This is a genomic window from Flavobacterium sp. PLA-DH12, from assembly GCF_059511845.1.
This window is the reverse complement of record NZ_JCAMPD010000002.1, coordinates 601122-619535: the sequence shown is the minus strand read 5'-3', so window position 1 is coordinate 619535 and position 18414 is coordinate 601122. Positions and strand designations below refer to the sequence as shown.

14 protein-coding genes are annotated in these 18414 nt (G+C 33.8%); 11 read left to right on the top strand and 3 right to left on the bottom strand.

The genetic code is table 11. The annotated features are described in order from the left end of the window. Nucleotides 1-64: 64 nt before the first annotated feature. Nucleotides 65-1618: an L-piperidine-6-carboxylate dehydrogenase gene (amaB, locus tag AC5ZCW_RS05850; protein ID WP_198854887.1), complete on the bottom strand. Its 1554-nt coding sequence runs from the start codon at nt 1616-1618 to the stop codon at nt 65-67. A gap of 180 nt (nt 1619-1798) precedes the next feature. Between amaB and AC5ZCW_RS05845 the strand changes: the two genes are divergently transcribed. Then, nucleotides 1799-2755 carry an MBL fold metallo-hydrolase gene (locus AC5ZCW_RS05845; RefSeq protein WP_496118452.1) on the top strand — a complete coding sequence of 319 codons (957 nt, stop codon included), beginning with the start codon at nt 1799-1801 and terminating at the stop codon, nt 2753-2755. A 131-nt stretch (nt 2756-2886) separates the two neighbouring features. Here the strand turns inward: AC5ZCW_RS05845 and AC5ZCW_RS05840 are convergent, their stop codons facing one another. After that, nucleotides 2887-3426 carry a 3-hydroxyanthranilate 3,4-dioxygenase gene (locus AC5ZCW_RS05840; RefSeq protein WP_286971470.1) on the bottom strand — a complete coding sequence of 180 codons (540 nt, stop codon included), beginning with the start codon at nt 3424-3426 and terminating at the stop codon, nt 2887-2889. Nucleotides 3427-3542: 116 nt separating this feature from the next. Next, nucleotides 3543-4640 carry an endonuclease/exonuclease/phosphatase family protein gene (locus AC5ZCW_RS05835; RefSeq protein WP_496118451.1) on the bottom strand — a complete coding sequence of 366 codons (1098 nt, stop codon included), beginning with the start codon at nt 4638-4640 and terminating at the stop codon, nt 3543-3545. Nucleotides 4641-4769: 129 nt separating this feature from the next. On the opposite strand from AC5ZCW_RS05835, the gene AC5ZCW_RS05830 reads away from it, so the two are divergent. The 10 genes from AC5ZCW_RS05830 to AC5ZCW_RS05785 all read left to right on the top strand — a co-directional run bounded on the left by AC5ZCW_RS05830 (nt 4770) and on the right by AC5ZCW_RS05785 (nt 18377). Beyond that, entirely contained in the window at nt 4770-5843 is a 1074-nt protein-coding gene (locus tag AC5ZCW_RS05830) for a serine hydrolase domain-containing protein (protein WP_496118449.1), read from the top strand. A gap of 154 nt (nt 5844-5997) precedes the next feature. Continuing rightward, nucleotides 5998-6897, top strand: a complete 900-nt coding sequence (locus AC5ZCW_RS05825; protein WP_343588664.1) for a S66 peptidase family protein — start codon at nt 5998-6000, stop codon at nt 6895-6897. A gap of 173 nt (nt 6898-7070) precedes the next feature. Further along, a complete protein-coding gene (locus tag AC5ZCW_RS05820) occupies nt 7071-7442 on the top strand; it encodes a YraN family protein (RefSeq protein WP_496118447.1) in 372 nt (123 codons plus the stop codon). 120 nt (nt 7443-7562) lie between these two features. After that, on the top strand, nt 7563-8219 hold the full coding sequence (locus AC5ZCW_RS05815; protein WP_008466087.1) for a hypothetical protein: 657 nt from the start codon (nt 7563-7565) through the stop codon (nt 8217-8219). A 379-nt stretch (nt 8220-8598) separates the two neighbouring features. Next, nucleotides 8599-9162, top strand: coding sequence for an RNA polymerase sigma factor (locus AC5ZCW_RS05810; protein WP_496118444.1), 564 nt, complete (start codon nt 8599-8601; stop codon nt 9160-9162). A gap of 426 nt (nt 9163-9588) precedes the next feature. Next, complete coding sequence (locus AC5ZCW_RS05805) at nt 9589-10767, top strand: FecR family protein (protein WP_496118442.1); 1179 nt, start codon at nt 9589-9591, stop codon at nt 10765-10767. A gap of 190 nt (nt 10768-10957) precedes the next feature. Then, a complete protein-coding gene (locus AC5ZCW_RS05800) occupies nt 10958-14179 on the top strand; it encodes a TonB-dependent receptor (protein WP_343540514.1) in 3222 nt (1073 codons plus the stop codon). 8 nt (nt 14180-14187) lie between these two features. Further along, on the top strand, nt 14188-15681 hold the full coding sequence (locus tag AC5ZCW_RS05795; protein ID WP_343540515.1) for a RagB/SusD family nutrient uptake outer membrane protein: 1494 nt from the start codon (nt 14188-14190) through the stop codon (nt 15679-15681). Between the two features lie 99 nt (nt 15682-15780). Continuing rightward, a complete protein-coding gene (locus AC5ZCW_RS05790) occupies nt 15781-16860 on the top strand; it encodes a SusE domain-containing protein (protein WP_343540516.1) in 1080 nt (359 codons plus the stop codon). 119 nt (nt 16861-16979) lie between these two features. Next, nucleotides 16980-18377 (top strand): alpha-amylase family glycosyl hydrolase, encoded by a 1398-nt coding sequence (locus AC5ZCW_RS05785; protein WP_343540517.1) that lies wholly within the window; start codon nt 16980-16982, stop codon nt 18375-18377. The last annotated feature ends 37 nt before the right edge of the window (nt 18378-18414 follow it).

Here is an 18414-nt window from a genome sequence, read left to right as displayed (position 1 = left end):
AAACTAACTTAACTTAAAAAGGCTTCCAAAATTGGAAGCCTTTTTTAATTTCAAATATTATGAATTACAAATCAAATTTAATCCCCTGTGCCAACGGAAGATTTGTTGTGTAGTTGATTGTATTCGTTTGACGTCTCATGTAAATTTTCCACGCATCAGATCCTGACTCACGCCCTCCTCCGGTTTCTTTTTCACCTCCAAAAGCACCTCCAATTTCAGCCCCAGAAGTTCCTATGTTTACGTTTGCTATTCCACAGTCAGAACCTGTTGCAGATAAAAATCTTTCGGCTTCACGTAAGTTATTTGTCATAATTGCAGAAGATAATCCCTGTGCAACACCATTTTGAATTTCTATCGCATTTTCTACATCACCAGAATATTTAATTAAATATAAAACTGGAGCAAAAGTTTCATGCTGTACAATTTCAAATGAATTTTCAGCTTCGGCAATTGCTGGTTTAACATAACAGCCGCTTTCATAACCTTCACCAGACAATACTCCTCCTTCCACAAGGATTTTTCCACCTTCGGCAACTACTTTATTTAATGCTGCCGCGTACATTTCTACAGCATGAGTATCAATTAGCGGTCCAACATGATTCTTTTCGTCAAGCGGATTTCCGATTCTTAATTGTTTGTAAGCTGCAACCAAGGCATCTTTTACTTTATCATAAATACTTTCGTGAATAATTAGTCTTCTAGTAGAAGTACAACGTTGTCCAGCAGTTCCGACAGCGCCAAAAACAGCACCAATAACAGTCATTTTAATATCTGCGTCTGGAGTAACAATAATGGCGTTATTTCCACCTAATTCTAACAACGATTTACCTAATCGTCCTGCCACAGTTTGCGCTACAATTTTTCCCATTCTAGTTGATCCTGTTGCCGAAATAAGCGGAATACGAGTATCTGCAGTCAACAACTCTCCTATTTTATAATCTCCGTTTATTAAACACGAAATTCCTTCTGGAAGATTGTTTTCTTTTATAACTTGAGCAATTATATTTTGGCAGGCAATACCGCAAAGAGGTGTTTTCTCAGAAGGCTTCCAAACACAGACATCACCAGAAATCCACGCTAAAGCTGTGTTCCAAGACCAAACCGCAACTGGAAAATTAAATGCCGAAATAATCCCAACAATTCCTAACGGATGATATTGTTCGTACATTCTATGCCCTGGTCTTTCAGAATGCATTGTTAATCCGTGAAGTTGGCGTGATAAACCAACTGCAAAATCACAGATATCTATCATTTCCTGAACTTCACCATATCCTTCTTGCAATGATTTCCCCATTTCATAAGAAACCAACTTACCTAGAGCCTCTTTATTTTGTCTCAATTTTTCTCCAAACTGACGCACAATTTCACCACGCTGTGGCGCAGGAATTAATCTAAAGGTTTTAAAAGCTTCTGCTGCGGTTTGAATTGCTTTTTCGTAATCTGCTGCCGTTGACATTTTTACCGAAGCAATTAATTTTCCATCAACTGGTGAATAACTTTCTAAAATTTCTCCAGAAGAAAAATTATTAATTCCTGTTGATGTTCCTTCATTTATTGTCTTGATGCCCAATTTATCAAGAGCTTCCTTCATTCCAAATTGCGATGCTATTGTTGTCATTGTAACTTTTTTAGTTAAAATTGTTATATTTTTATGTAAAGATATTGTTTTAGAATTAATTTTTGATTGAAGTTAATTCATAAATGAACGTAAATTTAAGCTTATTTTATAGTATTAACAGAAACGAAACCTCAATATTGAATTTATTTAATGAAATTTGCAGTACTTAAAATTAAAAATATGACTCATTATTGTAGGCTTCTGCTTTGTTTTCTTTTAGTCTCAACAAATATATTTTCTCAAAAAGCAAAAAACTCTTTTTCTGTAGTTCCATTAGGTGTAATGGGCGGTATTGACGAAAAAAATCTTTCTGCTTATTTAATCGCTCCGGCCAACACAACTGATTATATCTCCCTTGACGCTGGAACCATAAACGCTGGAATTGAAAAAGCGATCGAAAAGAAAACTTTTAAAGTTTCTACAAGCGAAGTTTTACGAAAATACATCAAAGGGTATTTGATTTCTCATGCACATTTAGATCATGTTTCGGGTTTGATTATTAATTCTCCTGCCGATTCTTCGAAAACAGTTTATGCTACAAATAAGTGTATGGAAATGATGGAAAACCATTATTTCAACGATCAGACTTGGGCTAATTTTGGAGACGCAGGACCAGGATTTCCTTTAAAAAAATACCATTTTCAAACTTTAAATTTGGGAGAAGAAACTTCTTTGACGAATACCAAAATGACCGTTAAAGCATTTTCTCTTAGCCATGTTAATCCGTTTGAGAGTACTGCTTTCCTAATTAAAAACGACAATAATTATGCGTTATATTTAGGAGATACAGGACCAGATGAAGTAGAAAAAAGCAACAATCTTCGCGATTTATGGACCTCAATTGCTCCATTGGTTAAGGCCAAACAATTAAAAGGAATCTTTATTGAAGTTTCGTTTCCAAATGAACAGCCAGATAAATTTTTGTTTGGTCACTTAACTCCAAATTATTTAATGAAAGAACTTCATATTCTAGAGGATTTAGCTGGAAAAGGTTCTCTTGAAAACTTTAAAATTATCATCACACATTTGAAACCGCCTGCAAAGAATATTGCAAAAATTAAAGAGCAATTAAAAACTCAAAACGATTTAGGATTGAAGATTATTTATCCTGAACAGGGGAAAAAGTTTGAATTGTAGTTTTATTTTGCCACTCCCGATAGCTATCGGGATAAAAGGATTAAAAGGATTTATTTTAATTTCTAAATACAAAACATAATTAAACCCGACAGGTTTTTAAAAGCCTGTCGGGTTTTCTATTTCTATCAATATTATTTTTTAGCCGTGAATCTCGGATCAGTTTCCATAACAGTTCCGCAATTATCACAAGTTCTTAATTCTTCTGAATTGTAGAAGTGTTCAAAATGAGGAAGGAAATCTTTTTCGATATTATGAAGTTCAAAATACACTTCATACAATTTATGATTGCAATTATCACAATGCCAAAGCAAACCATCTGTAAAGCCTTGTCCTGCGCGTTTACGTTCTATTACAAGTCCGATAGAACCTTCTGAGCGAACAGGAGAATGTGGTACTTTTGCAGGATGGAGGTACATATCGCCCGCATTTAATTCCATTTCTTTACGCTGTCCATCTTCTTGAATGACAACCTTAATGCTTCCTTCTAATTGATAAAAAAGTTCTTCTGTTTCGTTATAATGGTAATCTTTTCGTGCATTTGGTCCCGCAACAATCATTACAATATAATCTCCAGAATCAACATATAAGTTTTTATTTCCAACAGGCGGTTTAAGTAAATGACGGTTTTCGTCAATCCATTGCGTCAGGTTAAAAGGTTTTGCTATAGCCATTTTTATTCAAAATTTATGAAAAGCTAAGGTAGTGAAAAGTATTCAGTCTCAATCGCGGTTTTCAGTTTTACTGATACTGATTACTATGGCTGAAAACTGCGACTGAGACTGAATACTTATTTAAATTCTTTTATCAAATAAATATAAACCGGAAGATGATCACTAAAACCTGCCTCGCTGAGTGTGTTTCGCAAGGGATAGCCTTTATAAGCTCCAGAATTTTGAATAAGATACGGTCTGTTGAAAATACCTGATTTCCAAAAATTAAAAGTCGAAAAATCAGATTTAACCAGAGAAGCTGTCATGATAATTTGATCAAATATGTTCCAAGAATCGCGATAAGCAATGGTTCCTAAACCTTTACTGGCAAGCTCTTCAAACGGATTAAAAACATCAAATTCAACAACTTCAGCTTTTGCACCCTTTGCTCCTAATTCTTCTTTTATGCTTTTATTAAATGGTCCATCGTTAAAATCTCCCATTGTCAATACTTTTGCTTGTGGATTAATTTGCTGTAATGAATCGATAATTTTTCGGTTTAATTTTCCTGCAGCTTCGCGAAATATTGTTGTTGCTTTTTCTCCACCAGATCTCGAAGGCCAATGATTTACAATAATATGTATTTCTTCATTCTCTAAAAATCCTGAAACCAAAAGCTGATCTCTGGTAAAAACCCGGTTTTTATTTTCTTTTTTAATTTCAACTTCATCATCTAAAACTTCTAATTGTTCCTCTTTTTTTGCAATTTCTTTTTTATAAATGATTAATGGAATATTAGAAAAAGAAGTTGGTCTGAAATATTTTTTCTGATAAAGCAAAGCGACATCGATACCTCGTTTGTCTGGTGAATCAAAATGAATGATTCCAAAATCCAAAGCTTGCAATGCTGGTTCTTTGATTAAATCTTCCAAAACGTTACGATTTTCGATTTCAGCTCCTCCAATTAAAGTTGGAGCGTTTGAATTTTCGGGTGTACCAATTTCAGCTATCACTCTAGCCAAATTTTTTAATTTCTGCTGGTATTTCTCTATTGTCCAATGCTGCGCTCCATTTGGCGTCCATTCATCATCATTTGTAAATTCATCATCTACAGTGTCGTAAAGATTTTCGAAATTGTAAAAGGCTACGGTGTGTATTTTGTATTTTTTGGGTTGGCTAAACAGAATAGTCAACGAAAAAAGAAAAATCAAACAGAATTTAGATTTCAATGGCATATAGAAGATTTTTAAAAAGTCAAATTTAATTATTTTGTAAGATTTTTACCTGAATAAAATTTAAAAATATTACATTTCGTTTCTAATAAAAGTCTTGTACCTTGCACAAAAACTCTGATAATTTATAACATGAAAAAAATACTGTTTTTTGCTTTTTTCTTAAGCTTTCTAAATACATTTTATGGGCAAAAAAACAGTTTCAGAGCAGAAGAAATCAGAAAACAATATAAAATTCCAGAATTGGCTTATGCCGTAGTTTCATCAGATTCTATACTTAAAATTGAGGCTTTAGGATTTCAACGTTACAAATCTTCTCATAAAGCAAAAATTAATGATATATTTCGTTTAGGATCTATCACAAAAACGATCACAAGCTATATAGCAGCGACGTTAGTTAAAGAAGGAAAAATAGAATGGAATACTAAATTTTTTGATTTATATCCTGAGTTAAAAGCAGCAAGTAATCCGGAAATTTACAATGTAACTTTGCAAGATTTCTTGACATTTCGAGCCCCAATTCCAACTTGGTCTTATGGAAATGAAACTCCAACGCGGAAAGAAATACAAGGAAATAGCCAAGAACAACGTTATCAATTTATTGCTTGGTTTTTTCAGCAAAATACAATTCCTGAAAAACAAGAAATCTATTTCTCAAATCCAAGTTTTGTTGCGGCAGGTTTAATGCTAGAAAAAGCAACTGGAAAAAGTTATGAAACTTTAGTACAAGAATTGGGTAAAAAGTTAAGCATTAACTTCGGTTTTGGACAGCCAAACGTTACTGATATGAACCAACCTTGGGGACATGATGAAAATTTAGAGCCTGAAAAACCATTTGTAAATTATAAATTAAATTGGCTTTCATCGGCAGGAAATATCAATGTAAATCTTCCTGATTTTTGCAAATTTACGCAGATGCAATTACAAGGTTTGTTAGGGAAATCAAAAGTATTGTCTGAAGAAGAATTTCATAAAATGCATTTTGGTTTTCCTGAATTTTCTTATGGATGGTATTCTGAAATAAATGAAAAATCAGGTCTAAAATATTCTTTTCACTACGGAAATCCAGGAACATTTTTAACCAAAGTGTATATTTGCAAAGATATCGATAAAGCTTTTATACTATTTGCAAATGTGCAATCTGAAGAAGCTGACAAAGGTTTAATGTTGCTTCTTGCTGAATTGCAAAAACAATATGGAGGTTAAATTATTAAACCTTAAAAATTAATTTTATAATTTTAAGCAAAAGAAAAAAATGAATAAAAACTGCTTTCACTATATAAAGAGACACTTTGTCTTTTGTAAACTCGCATTTCTTATTTTTGCTTTACAATCATTCAACTGTCAATCTCAACAAAACATGATAACACCGCCTTATTTACAAAAAGGAGATACTGTGGCACTTTTGGCAACAGCAAGAAAAAACATCGACGACAATTTAAAACCAACAATAGATTTATTGCACAGTTGGGGTTTAGAAGCCGTAATCGGATCAACAATTGGTTTAGATTATCATCAATTGGCTGGAACAGATGAACAGAGAGCTGCCGATTTTCAGAAACAAATGGACAACCCAAATATTAAAGCCATTTGGTGCGTTCGTGGCGGATATGGCACTGTTAGAATGTTAGATTTACTGGATTTTACCAAATTCAAACAGCATCCAAAATGGGTTATTGGTTTTAGTGATGTAACGGTTCTTCATAATCATTTGAATACGATGGGCTATAAATCTATTCATGGTATTATGCCAGTAACCGTTCCTAGAGCAACTCCAGATGCGGTAAGTTCATTAAAAGCTGCTTTGTTTAACGAACCTATTTCCTACTCTATCAGCCCAAGTCCGATGAATCGTTTGGGAAGTGCAACAGGAGAATTGGTTGGAGGTAACTTATCTATTTTATATAGTTTATTAGGATCTCCGTCTGCAATTGACTGCAAGGATAAAATTTTATTTATCGAAGATTTGGATGAATATCTGTATCACATCGACCGTATGATGATGAATCTAAGACGTAACGGATGCATCGAAAATTTAAAAGGAATTATCATTGGCGGAATGACAAGTATGAAAGACAATGAAGTGCCTTGGGGGAAAAATGCTTTAGAAATTATAGATGACGTAACCAAAAAATACAATATTCCAGTAATTTTTAATTTCCCAGCCGGCCATATTAGAGATAATAGAGCCTTAATTATGGGAAATACCGTTTCTATAGAAGTTACTGCTTCTGGAAGTACGGTTACTTTCAAAAAGTAATATCGCATTGCTTATGATATAAGCAAGTCCAACAATACCACATAAAATCTCGCAAAGACGCGAAGTCGCAAAGTTTTAATATTCTTTGTGGCTTCGCGTCTTTACTTGCAAAAAACATAAAACCATTATCCACTTTTCAACAACCTGAAACTTGAAACAAAAAAACAAATCTCATGGCAGAACACAACGACTTAGGAAAATTAGGTGAAGATCTCGCAGCTTCACATCTCGAAGAAAATGGATATTCAATTCTAGAACGAAACTTTGTTATCCAAAAAGCAGAAATAGATATAATTGCACAAAAAGATAATGTTTTGGCCATTGTCGAAGTTAAAACTCGTTCGAGTTTAGATTTTGGTTCTCCGCAAGATTTTGTGAAGCAAAAAAAGATTCAATTACTTATTAAAGCAGTAAATGCCTACATAAACGATAGGGAAAAGGATTTTCAGGAAGATTTAGAAATCCGTTTTGATATCGTTGCGGTCCATAAAAGCGGGGAATCATTTGCAATTGAACATCTTACCGACGCTTTTTATCACTTTTAACATAATTTTTCATTGTTATAATTGTAACAATTTGTTTTTTTATTTATATTTGCAAAGAATTATAACATCGCAATGTTAAATTAACAAACCAACTCAACTGTTACCAAAAAAAAAAGAATTATGAAAACTGTTTCTTCTATTGTAGAAAACTACATTAAAACAAAACCATTTTTATTAAATGCCCTGTCTCTCGGAATTATTAACCTAACATCACTTTCGCGAAATATTATGACCGAATTAGAAAGTGAGTTTGGTAAAGAAGTAAAACAAGGCGCTGTAGTAATGTCTTTAAAACGACTGACGGAAGAACTAGATTTTAAACTGAACCACAAAATCAATAAAGTAATTAAAAATATTGGTGAAATTACGGTTCGTTCTGAACTTACAGATTACACTTTCGCAGCATCTGAAACTGTCTTAAACAAACAAGCAGATTTGATCTCTGATATTAATGCTTTATCTGATATTTTTTATACCTCATCTCGTGGAGTAAATGAAACGAATATTGTCGTGAGCAGCAGTGTTAATCACTTGGTTGAAAAACACTTTATGAGAGAAAAATTAATCCAGAAATTGGATAATTTGGCTTCTATTACTGTAAAATTACCAAAAGAAAATATTGTTGTTCCTGGTATTTATTACTTCATCTTCCAGCGTTTGGCTTGGGAAGGAATCATCATCAACGAGGTAATTTCGACATCAAATGAATTTACTATTTTAGTTGGAGAAGATCAAGTAGATGTTGCTTTTAAAGTAATTAAAGACTTGAAAAACTAATTTAGAAAATAGATTCAAATTAAAGTTTATAAATAACAAAATCCTTTCGTCTTTATGTAAAGATGAAAGGATTTTTCTTTTGAAATAAATCGAAATAAGCCCCTCAATTCTATATTTCTTAAATAAGAATATTCTCAAAAGCCAAATTCACAATTAAATTTTATTTATCAATAGCGTCAAAATAACACTTACTAGTGCGACTGCGACTTAACAAGAGTTTTTATTTCTTTCTTTAAAAAACTAACAAAAAATCCGAATTAAGTTTTTTTATATATAATTTGTTGCGAATAATATTTTTATATATTTGCGAAGAAGTCAGACATCAGACCTCGCATTTTGATAGTTTAATACCACTGGAATTAAATAAACGCAATTTAAATTGTTAGAAGCTGCCAACCATAGTGAAAAGTTATTGGTAAGTGAACTCAAAAAAGGAAACGAAAAAGCCTTTCGCCAGCTTTTTGATTTATACCGCCAAGATATTTATGGATATAGCATTAGTCTTCTAAAATCAAAAGAAGCTGCTGAGGAAAATGTTCAGGATGTTTTTATGAAAGTCTGGCTCAATCGCGAAAGTTTAAATGTAGATCAATCTTTTAAAGCCTACATTTTTACCATTGCAAGAAATCAGGCTTTTAATGTTTTAAACAAGGCTGCAAATGAAATTTTATTAAAAGAAGCCGTTTTCTACGAAAGTCAGAAATCACATGAATACGGAGATTATGCTGTTCGGGAAGCCGATTGCAAAAAACTTCGAAAACAAGCTATAAAACAGCTCCCGCCAAAACGACGGCAGATTTTTAAAATGTCGCGGAAAAAAGGAATGAGCTACGAAGAAATAAGCGAGGAACTCGGAATCTCGATAAACACAGTCCGGAACCAAATGAGTAAAGCGCTCGAATCGATGCGCGGTTTTTTTCAACTTCACGATGAAATTATCTAACCAAAACCACAAATATTGCCCTTAAAATCACTCTTCGGAGTGATTTTTTTTTGATTTTTTTCTAGCCACAGATTTAAAGGATTTTACAGATTTTTTTTTTAAAACCAACAGATTGAAATCTTTTTAATCTATTAATCTGTGGCTAAAAAAATCAATTGCCTCTAAATAATTTTGGCTAAAGCCTAATTTGAGACTGAATTTTATAACCTCCAGTTAAAACTGGAGGCAATTGAAAAAACAAGACAACAAAAGATTACAAAATGCATTTAATCATTATTTCTTCAAAAAAACGAATTTTCTTATTTTATTAAAAATCAATACGTTAAATAATTAAAAGTGTTAAAATTTAAAAATTTATAACGTTTGAGTAGTACTCAATTGCATCTCAACTGTATTATAGAAACACAGAACCTAAAAACATTCTTAATGAATTCAAATTCTGAAATAAAAACGCTTTTAGAGAAATTTATTTTAAATCAATGTACTGCCGAAGAAACAGAACAGGTTATTGCCTATTGCCGCAATAATGATCTTACTAATGATTTTCCAACGGTTGAAGAAGTGAAAAATCTGTTGGATGAAATGCCGAAAATGGATGAGCAAAAAGCTGATTCTATTTTCAACAATATTCTAGCAGCAGCAAAAGAGCAAGAAACGGTTATAGAATTACAACCAAGAAAATCAAATTATAGAAAATACATTTCTATTGCAGCTTCTGTCTTGGTTCTTTTGGGAGTTGGTTTTGCTTACAAACAAGGTTTCTTTACTAAAAGTACAGAAATTCCATTCGATTTTAAAAGTTCTGACATTGTCTTGCAAATGGAAGATGGAACTGTTCAGATTATTTCTGAAAATGGAAAAGTTCAGGTTCATGATAAAAAAGGGAATGTTGTTGGAAATCAAGATGGAGATAAATTGGTTTACGAAAATCAAGCTGATTCTGATAAATTAGTATATAACATCCTTAAAATCCCATTTGGCAAAAAATTCCGTCTGCAATTGTCTGATGGAACGATGGTTCATTTAAACTCTGGAACTACTTTAAAATATCCTGTAAAATTTATTGCTGGCGAGAATCGTCAGGTTTATCTAGACGGAGAAGCTTTTTTTGATGTTGCAAAAGATAAAAAACACCCTTTTATTGTAAATGCTGATGCACTGAATGTACGCGTTTTAGGAACTCATTTTAATGTTTCTAATTATCCTGAAGATGCCGTTACCGATGTAGTTTTGGTTGAAGGTTCTGTTGGAATGTACCGTTCAAACGAAGAATTTGATGCTTCTAAAAACACAATCTTAAAACCGGGTTATAAAGGAAGTTTCAACAAAGAAAATGCTTCGATTTTTACAAAACCAGTAATCACCGAAATCTATACTTCTTGGATTGATGGCGGGCTGACTTTTAGAAACATGACTTTCAAAAACATTATTACCAAACTGGAAAGACGCTACAACGTAACCATTATTAATAAAAATGAAAAACTGGCTAACGAGAAATTTAATGCCAGCTTTAAGGAAGAATCAATTGAGAATGTGATGAGCTATTTTAACGATATTCATGGCATTAATTACACCATAAAAAACAATCAAATACTAATTAAATAACCACTAAAACCAATACAATATATGATGAGATAACATTACGGGAATAAAAAAATCGGAAAGAGCTGCGAACAATTTCCGATTAACTAAGTGATTGAATATAACGAATTAACTACAATCAATTAACAAAATTATGAAAAAAAAATCTAAGAATAATGGGTTTCTATACTCATTGTTCCAAAATGACCTAAAATTGAAATTAACTACTCTACTTATTTTGGTCGCCATGTTTAATATCAAAGCAAGTACTTATGCCCAAAAAACAAAAGTTACTCTTGAATTGAACAATTCAACAATCGAAAAGGTTATTGAGACCATTGAACAAAAAACAGATTTCAGATTTATCTATAAAATGAATGATGTCGACTTAGATCGAACGGTTTCCATTTCTGTAAAGGAACAATCGATATATGTAGTTTTAGACAGAATTTTTAAAGGAACTCCGACCGAATTTAAAATTCGCGACACACAAATTATCCTAAAAAAACCTGATTTAAAAACACAAAATATTGGCGACGAAAAAGAAACAATTTCTGGAATTGTTACCGACGAAAATGGTGCCCCACTTCCGGGAGCTTCTATTATCGAAGAAGGAACAAAAAACAGTGTTGTAACCGATTTTGATGGTAAATTTAAATTTACTGTCGAAAGCAGTTCTTCTATAATTGTGGTAAGTTTTGTGGGTTATAAAACAAAAAAAGTTCCTGCTGGAAATGGCGTTTTAAATATTCAATTGGAGCCAGATGCTACCAACTTGCAAGAAGTTGTTTTGGTGGGTTACGGTTCTTTGTCTAAAAAAGACGTTACTGGAGCTGTATCTACAATCAATGCAAAAGACATGAATCAAGGAGCACTTGTAAATCCGTTGCAATTGATTTCTGGAAAAGCGGCTGGTGTTAATATCAACCAGATTGGTAGCGAACCAGGAGGTGCTCCAAGTGTGCGTATTAGAGGTATTTCTTCTCTTATCGGTGGAAACGATCCGTTGGTTGTGGTAGATGGAATTCAGGGAAACTTAGATTTATTAAATCAGATTCCACCAACAGAAATCGAGAATATTGACATCTTAAAAGATGCATCGGCGACAGCTATTTATGGTTCTCGCGGTGCGCCTGGAGTTATCATTGTTACTACAAAAAAGAATAAAGCAGGAAAAACTACAATTGAATATATTGGCTCTGCATCTGTAGATTTTATTCCAAAAAAATTAGATATGCTAAGTGCTGATGAATGGTGGACAGCGGCTCAAAATGTTGGCGTTCCTGCATCTGCAAACCACGGTTCTGATACAGACTGGTACGGAATTTTGACTAAAACTGGAGTTACACAAAACCATACATTATCTTTTGGAGGAGGAGCAGAAAAATTCAACTATAGAGCTTCGATCAGTGCAATTTTGCAAGATGGAGTTGTAATCAATTCAAACAATAAAAAATATATTGCACGTGTTCAGGCATCGCAAACAGCTTTGGACGGAAAATTGAGACTGACTTATAATTTAAACAACGGAACAGATTATACCACCTCAAGTATTCAATCTATCGGACGTGTAAATTATGTTTCTAACTTAATTACAAATGCTTATTTAATGCGTCCGACTGATCCTGTTTTCAATACAGACGGAACGTATTTTACAGATCCAAACGTTTTTCAATACTTAAATCCTTACGCTGCACAGCAGGAAATTACAAATGAATCTCAAGCTGATAATTTGTTTGGAAGTTTAAAAGCTGATTTGGATTTATTTGACGGATTAACAGCTAGCTGGTTCGGAAGCTGGAGAAAAACAAACAAAACGATTGGTTTTTATAATCCCTCATCATCTACAGATTCTCATGCAATCGATCAGAAAGGTTTTGCTAACATTAAAAATGACAGACAAAACGAAAGATTAATGGACATCAGTCTTAATTATAAAAAGACTTTTGGAGCACACAGCATTAATGTTTTGGCATTGTATGAGTGGCAAAATCAATTGTATCAAGGAAATTATGCTCAAATAAGAGGTTTTGTTGATGATATGACAACGTACAATAATCTAGAATTGGGAGACATTTCGAAAGTACTTCCTGGAGATATGAAATCGTACAAAAATGACAGAACAGTTGTTTCTTTCTTAAATCGTATTAACTACTCTTATTTAGATCGTTATTTATTTACAGGTAGTATTAGAAAAGATGGTGCATCTGTATTTGGCGCTAACAATAAATGGGGCTATTTTCCATCTGCATCTGTTGCGTGGAATATTTCAAAAGAAAATTTTATGTCTAAACAAACTTTGGTTAATGACTTAAAATTAAGAATTGGTTATGGTGAAACTGGTAATCAGCAAGGATTAGAGCCTAATAAAACACAGCTTTTAGTTGGTAGTAGTGGAAGTACTTATTTTGGTGGTTCTCAAATTAATAATTTCAATATTGCTCAAAATGCAAATCCTGATTTAAAATGGGAAACTAAAAAACAAACCAATATAGGTCTTGATTTTGCTATGCTAGACAACAGATTAAGAGGAACAATTGATGTTTATACTTCAACAACAGATAACTTATTATTTGATTATACCGTACCTCAGCCTCCATATCCTTTCAATAAAATTAAGGCAAACGTAGGTAGCATTTCAAACAAAGGTCTTGAGATTTCTCTTGGATATGACGTAATCAGAAACGAAAACACCACTTTTACACTTGCTGGAAATGTTTCTTTAATGAAAAACGAAGTGCTTAACTTAAGTGGCAGTATTAATGGAGTTCCTTTAAATACAGATTATGTTGCTTGGGGAGGTGCAGGTTCAAGTTCTTACTTAATAAAAGGACAGCCAATTGGCACGTACAATATTTTACATCATACAGGTGTAGATGCCGCCGGAGTTGAAACAGTAGAAGATCGTGACGGAAATGGCACTATTGATCAAGGTGACAGAAGTGCAGACAGAGTTATTAGAGGATCTGCTTTACCAAAATATACTTATGCTTTCAACCCCACCTTTACGCACAAAAACTTTGACGCATCAATGTTATGGAGAGGTTCAGGAGGAAACAAAATCTACAACCAAGTACGTGCTAACATAAGCAAACTGGAAAATATTGGTAAATCTAACATTCTGGCAAGTGCTGTAGATGAAGGCATTTATACTTCTCCTTACGCATCTGATATGTACTTAGAAGATGGTTCATTTTTGCGTCTAGAAAATGTTACTGCTGGATATAATTTTCGTTTCACTGATGTTAAATACATCGAATCTGTTAGAATCTCACTTACAGGAAACAACCTTTTACTTATCACAAATTACTCTGGTATAGACCCTGAAGTAACTTTGAGCGGAAGTGGAAAACCTGAAGACAACTTTGGTTCAGATAGAGGAATTTATCCTCGTACCAGAAGTATCGCTATCGGTTTGAATGTAAAATTTAAATAGTAAAAGAAATGAAACTTAAAAATATATTAGTATTAGGAAGTGTATGTTTCCTATCTCTTGTTGGCTGTACCAATGTAGATGAAAATATTTATGATAAATATCCTGCCGAAGATTTCTACGGAACTCCAGCTGGTGCAGATGTTGCCCTTGCTAGTGTATATGCACAAGTAGGCGGAAACTGGGATGGTGTAGGATACGCTGGTGCAGATAATGGCTGGTACGATTTGAACAGTATGGCTGCAGACGAACAAGTAATTCCGCACAGAAATACTGGCGACTGGCAGTTGGACTTTGCTCGTGTTTACACACACAAATGGCTTCCAACAGATTTGATGGTAAACAATACTTGGAACTGGCTTTACAAATCAATTTTTAGTGCCAATTTAGCCGTTTCTCAGTTAGAAACTGCCAATGCAGAAAAGTCTAAAATTGCAGAAGCAAAAGTATTACGTGCGTTTTTCTATTATTTATTAATGGATGATTACGGAAATATTCCATTCTATACAGACAATAACATTACCGTTGATAAAATTCCACAAGCAAGCCGTCAGCAAGTTTATGATTTTGTGATAAAAGAATTGACTGAAAATGTTGAATTGCTTTCTGGAGAAAAAGGAGGAAATTATTATGGAAGATTCAATAAATGGGCTGGTTATACATTATTAGCAAAAGTATATTTGAATGCAGAAGTATACATAGGCCAGGCGAAATGGGCAGAATGTCTTGCTGCTTGCCAGAAAGTTTCTGAAGGAAATTTTAGTCTTCACCCAGCTTCAAACAATGCTGCAAGTCCGCTTGGAAACACTTATTATGAGTTGTTCGGAGATGTACTTCCAGCTGATGAAACTATTCTTTCAATTTATACTACTGTAGATGTTGTTTCTAGAAACATTCTTAGTGTAAGAAGTTTATACGGACCACATTGCCAAGCTCTTTTTGGGTACAGCGGATGGAATGGTACAATTGTTCCAAAAGATTTCTATCAAAAATATACTGATAGTGACATTCGTAAAAAACAGTTTTTAATTGGAGAACAGCCAGGCGGAACAAATTACACACTTGATATCAGTTCATTAGACAATCCTGGAGCTGGTGCACAAGAAGGAGTTCGTAACGTTAAATTCTATCCTGTAACTCCTAGAAATGGCGGAGGTGCATCAAACGACTTCCCTATTTACAGATATGCAGACGTTCTTTTAATGATGGCTGAATGTAATGTTCGTCTAAATAATCCTGCTGCAGCAAAACCATTTATCGATGCTGTTAAACAGCGTGCTGGTTTAGGCGCTTTGGATAATGTTCCGACTCTAACAGATATTTATAACGAAAGAGGTCTTGAGCTAAACTGGGAAGGTCACAGAAGACAAGATATGATCCGTTTTGGAACTTTCTTAGCAGCAAAACAATTCATGGACAGTTCAGAAGAATATAGAAAAATCTATCCTATTCCAACTTCGGCTTTAAACGCAAATCCAGGTCTTAAACAAAATCCAGGTTACTAATTAAAAGTATTTTATGTGAAATCGCCGTTCTTCAAAAACAAGTTTAATACATGAAGTACGGCAGTATCATGGTACTTTAAAAACAAATAATAACTACATATGAAAAAATATATAAATAGATTATTTGCACTTACAGCCTTGCTTATTGTTGGAGCTGCTTGTGAAAATGATGCCGAATTGACCTATCTAAAAGATGTTCAGTTTCCATCAGATATAAAAATTGCTCCAAGTACAACTTTTGTGCTTCTGGAAGACAATGCAGATACAGATGCTATTACCATTTCTTGGGATAAAGTTACTTTTCCTGTTGAAGCGCCTGTAACTTATGCAGTGCAGTTTGATGTTCCCTCAGATATTACAGGTTCAAATGCTTGGCTGCATGCCACACGTATAGAAGTAGGACAAGATGTTTTAACGAAAACTTTTACAGTAAGAGATTTCAATAAAATTGCAACAGATTTAGGTCTTCCAGTAGATAAAGCCAACAAACTTATTGTACGAGTTGAAGCTTTAATGGACAGAAAAGTGTTTTCTAAAAATGTTGAGTTAACGGTTACTCCTTACGAAAAGGCAGTTGTTTTTGGTGAGATTTTTATGCCTGGAGATTATCAAGGTTGGGCAGTTGAAACTGCTTCTGCTTTAACTGCAATAGAAAAAGGAATCTACCAAGGATACATGACTGCTGAAGGTACTGCATTAGCATTCAAATTAAATACTGCCAGAACATGGGCCGAATTTTATGGTGCAGGTGCTACTAATGAAGATCTAGTTAGAATGGATGATGATAATTTATTTCTTCCAAGTGCAGGTTCATACCAAATTAAAGTAAATTTGAACACGCTAAAATGGTCTGCAACTCCTTATGCATGGGGAATTGTTGGAACAGCTCAAACCGGAGGATGGGACAATAGTACTCCTATGAGTTACAATCATCAGACTAAAACGTGGAAAGTAACAGCAGATTTAGTTCCTGGAGCATTGAAATTCAGATTGAACAACAAGTGGGACGTTAATTACGGACCAAAAGATGCTACAACAAATACTATCAATCGTGACGATCAAGGTTCTTATACCATTACTGAAGCGGGAACTTATGAAGTTACGTTTACTATTGAAGAAACAGATCCAAATACAAATGGCTATCCTGCAACAGCAACTTGCAGTATAGTTAAAAAATAATCTAGCACATTCATACTTGTTAGATTAGTTTTGAGTGATACCTGCCTTTCTGAGCAAAAGGCAGGTTATCTAAAAATAAAACTCCTGCTCAAAACCTATTTAATTTAATTTTTAAAATTATGAAGTCTAACTCCAACATTTTTCTTGCTTTACTGCTTTCAATAGCTTTTGTATCGTGCAGTTCTTCTGAAGAAAATCCGAAACCTGAGCCAAATCCACAGCCTGGAAACGAATATCAGCAGTATGGATCACCATTTGATAAAGTTGCAGCCAATGAAGATGCCGTAATTTATCAGGTAAATGTGCGCTCTTTCAGTCCGGAAGGAAACTTAAAAGGTGTTCAGAAACGACTTGGAGATATTCAGAAACTAGGTGCAAATGTCATTTATCTCATGCCGATTTATCCTGTTGGAAAAGTAAAAATGGCTGGAAAATTAGGTTCACCGTATTCTATTAAAGACTACAAAGCCGTTAATACCGATTACGGAACATTAGAAGATCTTCGAGCTTTAGTAACAGAAGCACATAGCAAAAATATGGCGGTGATTTTAGACTGGGTTGCCAATCATACTTCTTGGGATAATCAATGGATAACAGCTCATCCAGACTGGTATCAGAAAGACGGTAGCGGCAACATTATCATTCCGCCAGGAACAAACTGGCAAGATGTTGCACAGTTAAATTATACCAATGTTGAAATGAAAAAAGCCATGATCGATGCCATGTCATATTGGGTTTACAATGCCAATATTGATGGTTTTAGATGTGATGCTGCCGATTTTGTTCCTGTAACTTTCTGGTCAGAAGCAATAACTAAAATTCGTAAAATCAAAAACCAAAGACTGATTTTAATGGCCGAAGGCTCAAGAGCCAATCATTATGATGCTGGATTCGATTATACTTTTGGTTTTGCTTATTTCGGCGCTTTAGAAAAAGTATTCTCAGAAGCACAGCCAGCAAGTTATCTTCAAACAGAAAGTTCTAAAGAATATGGGCAGTTAGATGCTTCAAAACGAATTGTGCGCTATACTACAAACCACGATGTTAATCTTTCTGACGGAACTCCGCTTGAACTTTTTGGAGGCAAGAAAGGATCTCTTGCAGCTTTTGTAATTGCATCGAGTATGAAATCTGTTCCTATGATTTATAACGGTCAAGAAATTGGATACAACAAACGTATTGATTATTTCGACAATGTGCCAATCGATTGGTCTACTGCAGATAATGACATGCTTTTGGAATATCAAAAAATAATTGCTTTTAGAAATTCAAGTGAAGCGCTTCGAAAAGGAAAACTGACTGGTTACAGCAGTAATGATGTGAGTGCTTTTACCATGGAAACTACAGCTGATAAGGTTTTAATTGTTGCTAATATCAAAAATAAAAATGTAAAATATACTGCTCCTACTGCTTTGGCCAACACCAATTGGACAGATGCATTGACTGGAAATCAAATAGCAATTGGAACAGAAATCAATTTAGAAGCTTATCAATATTTAATCCTTAAAAAACAATAACGCTTCTGATACAAATAGATTTGTAAAAACTAAAAAA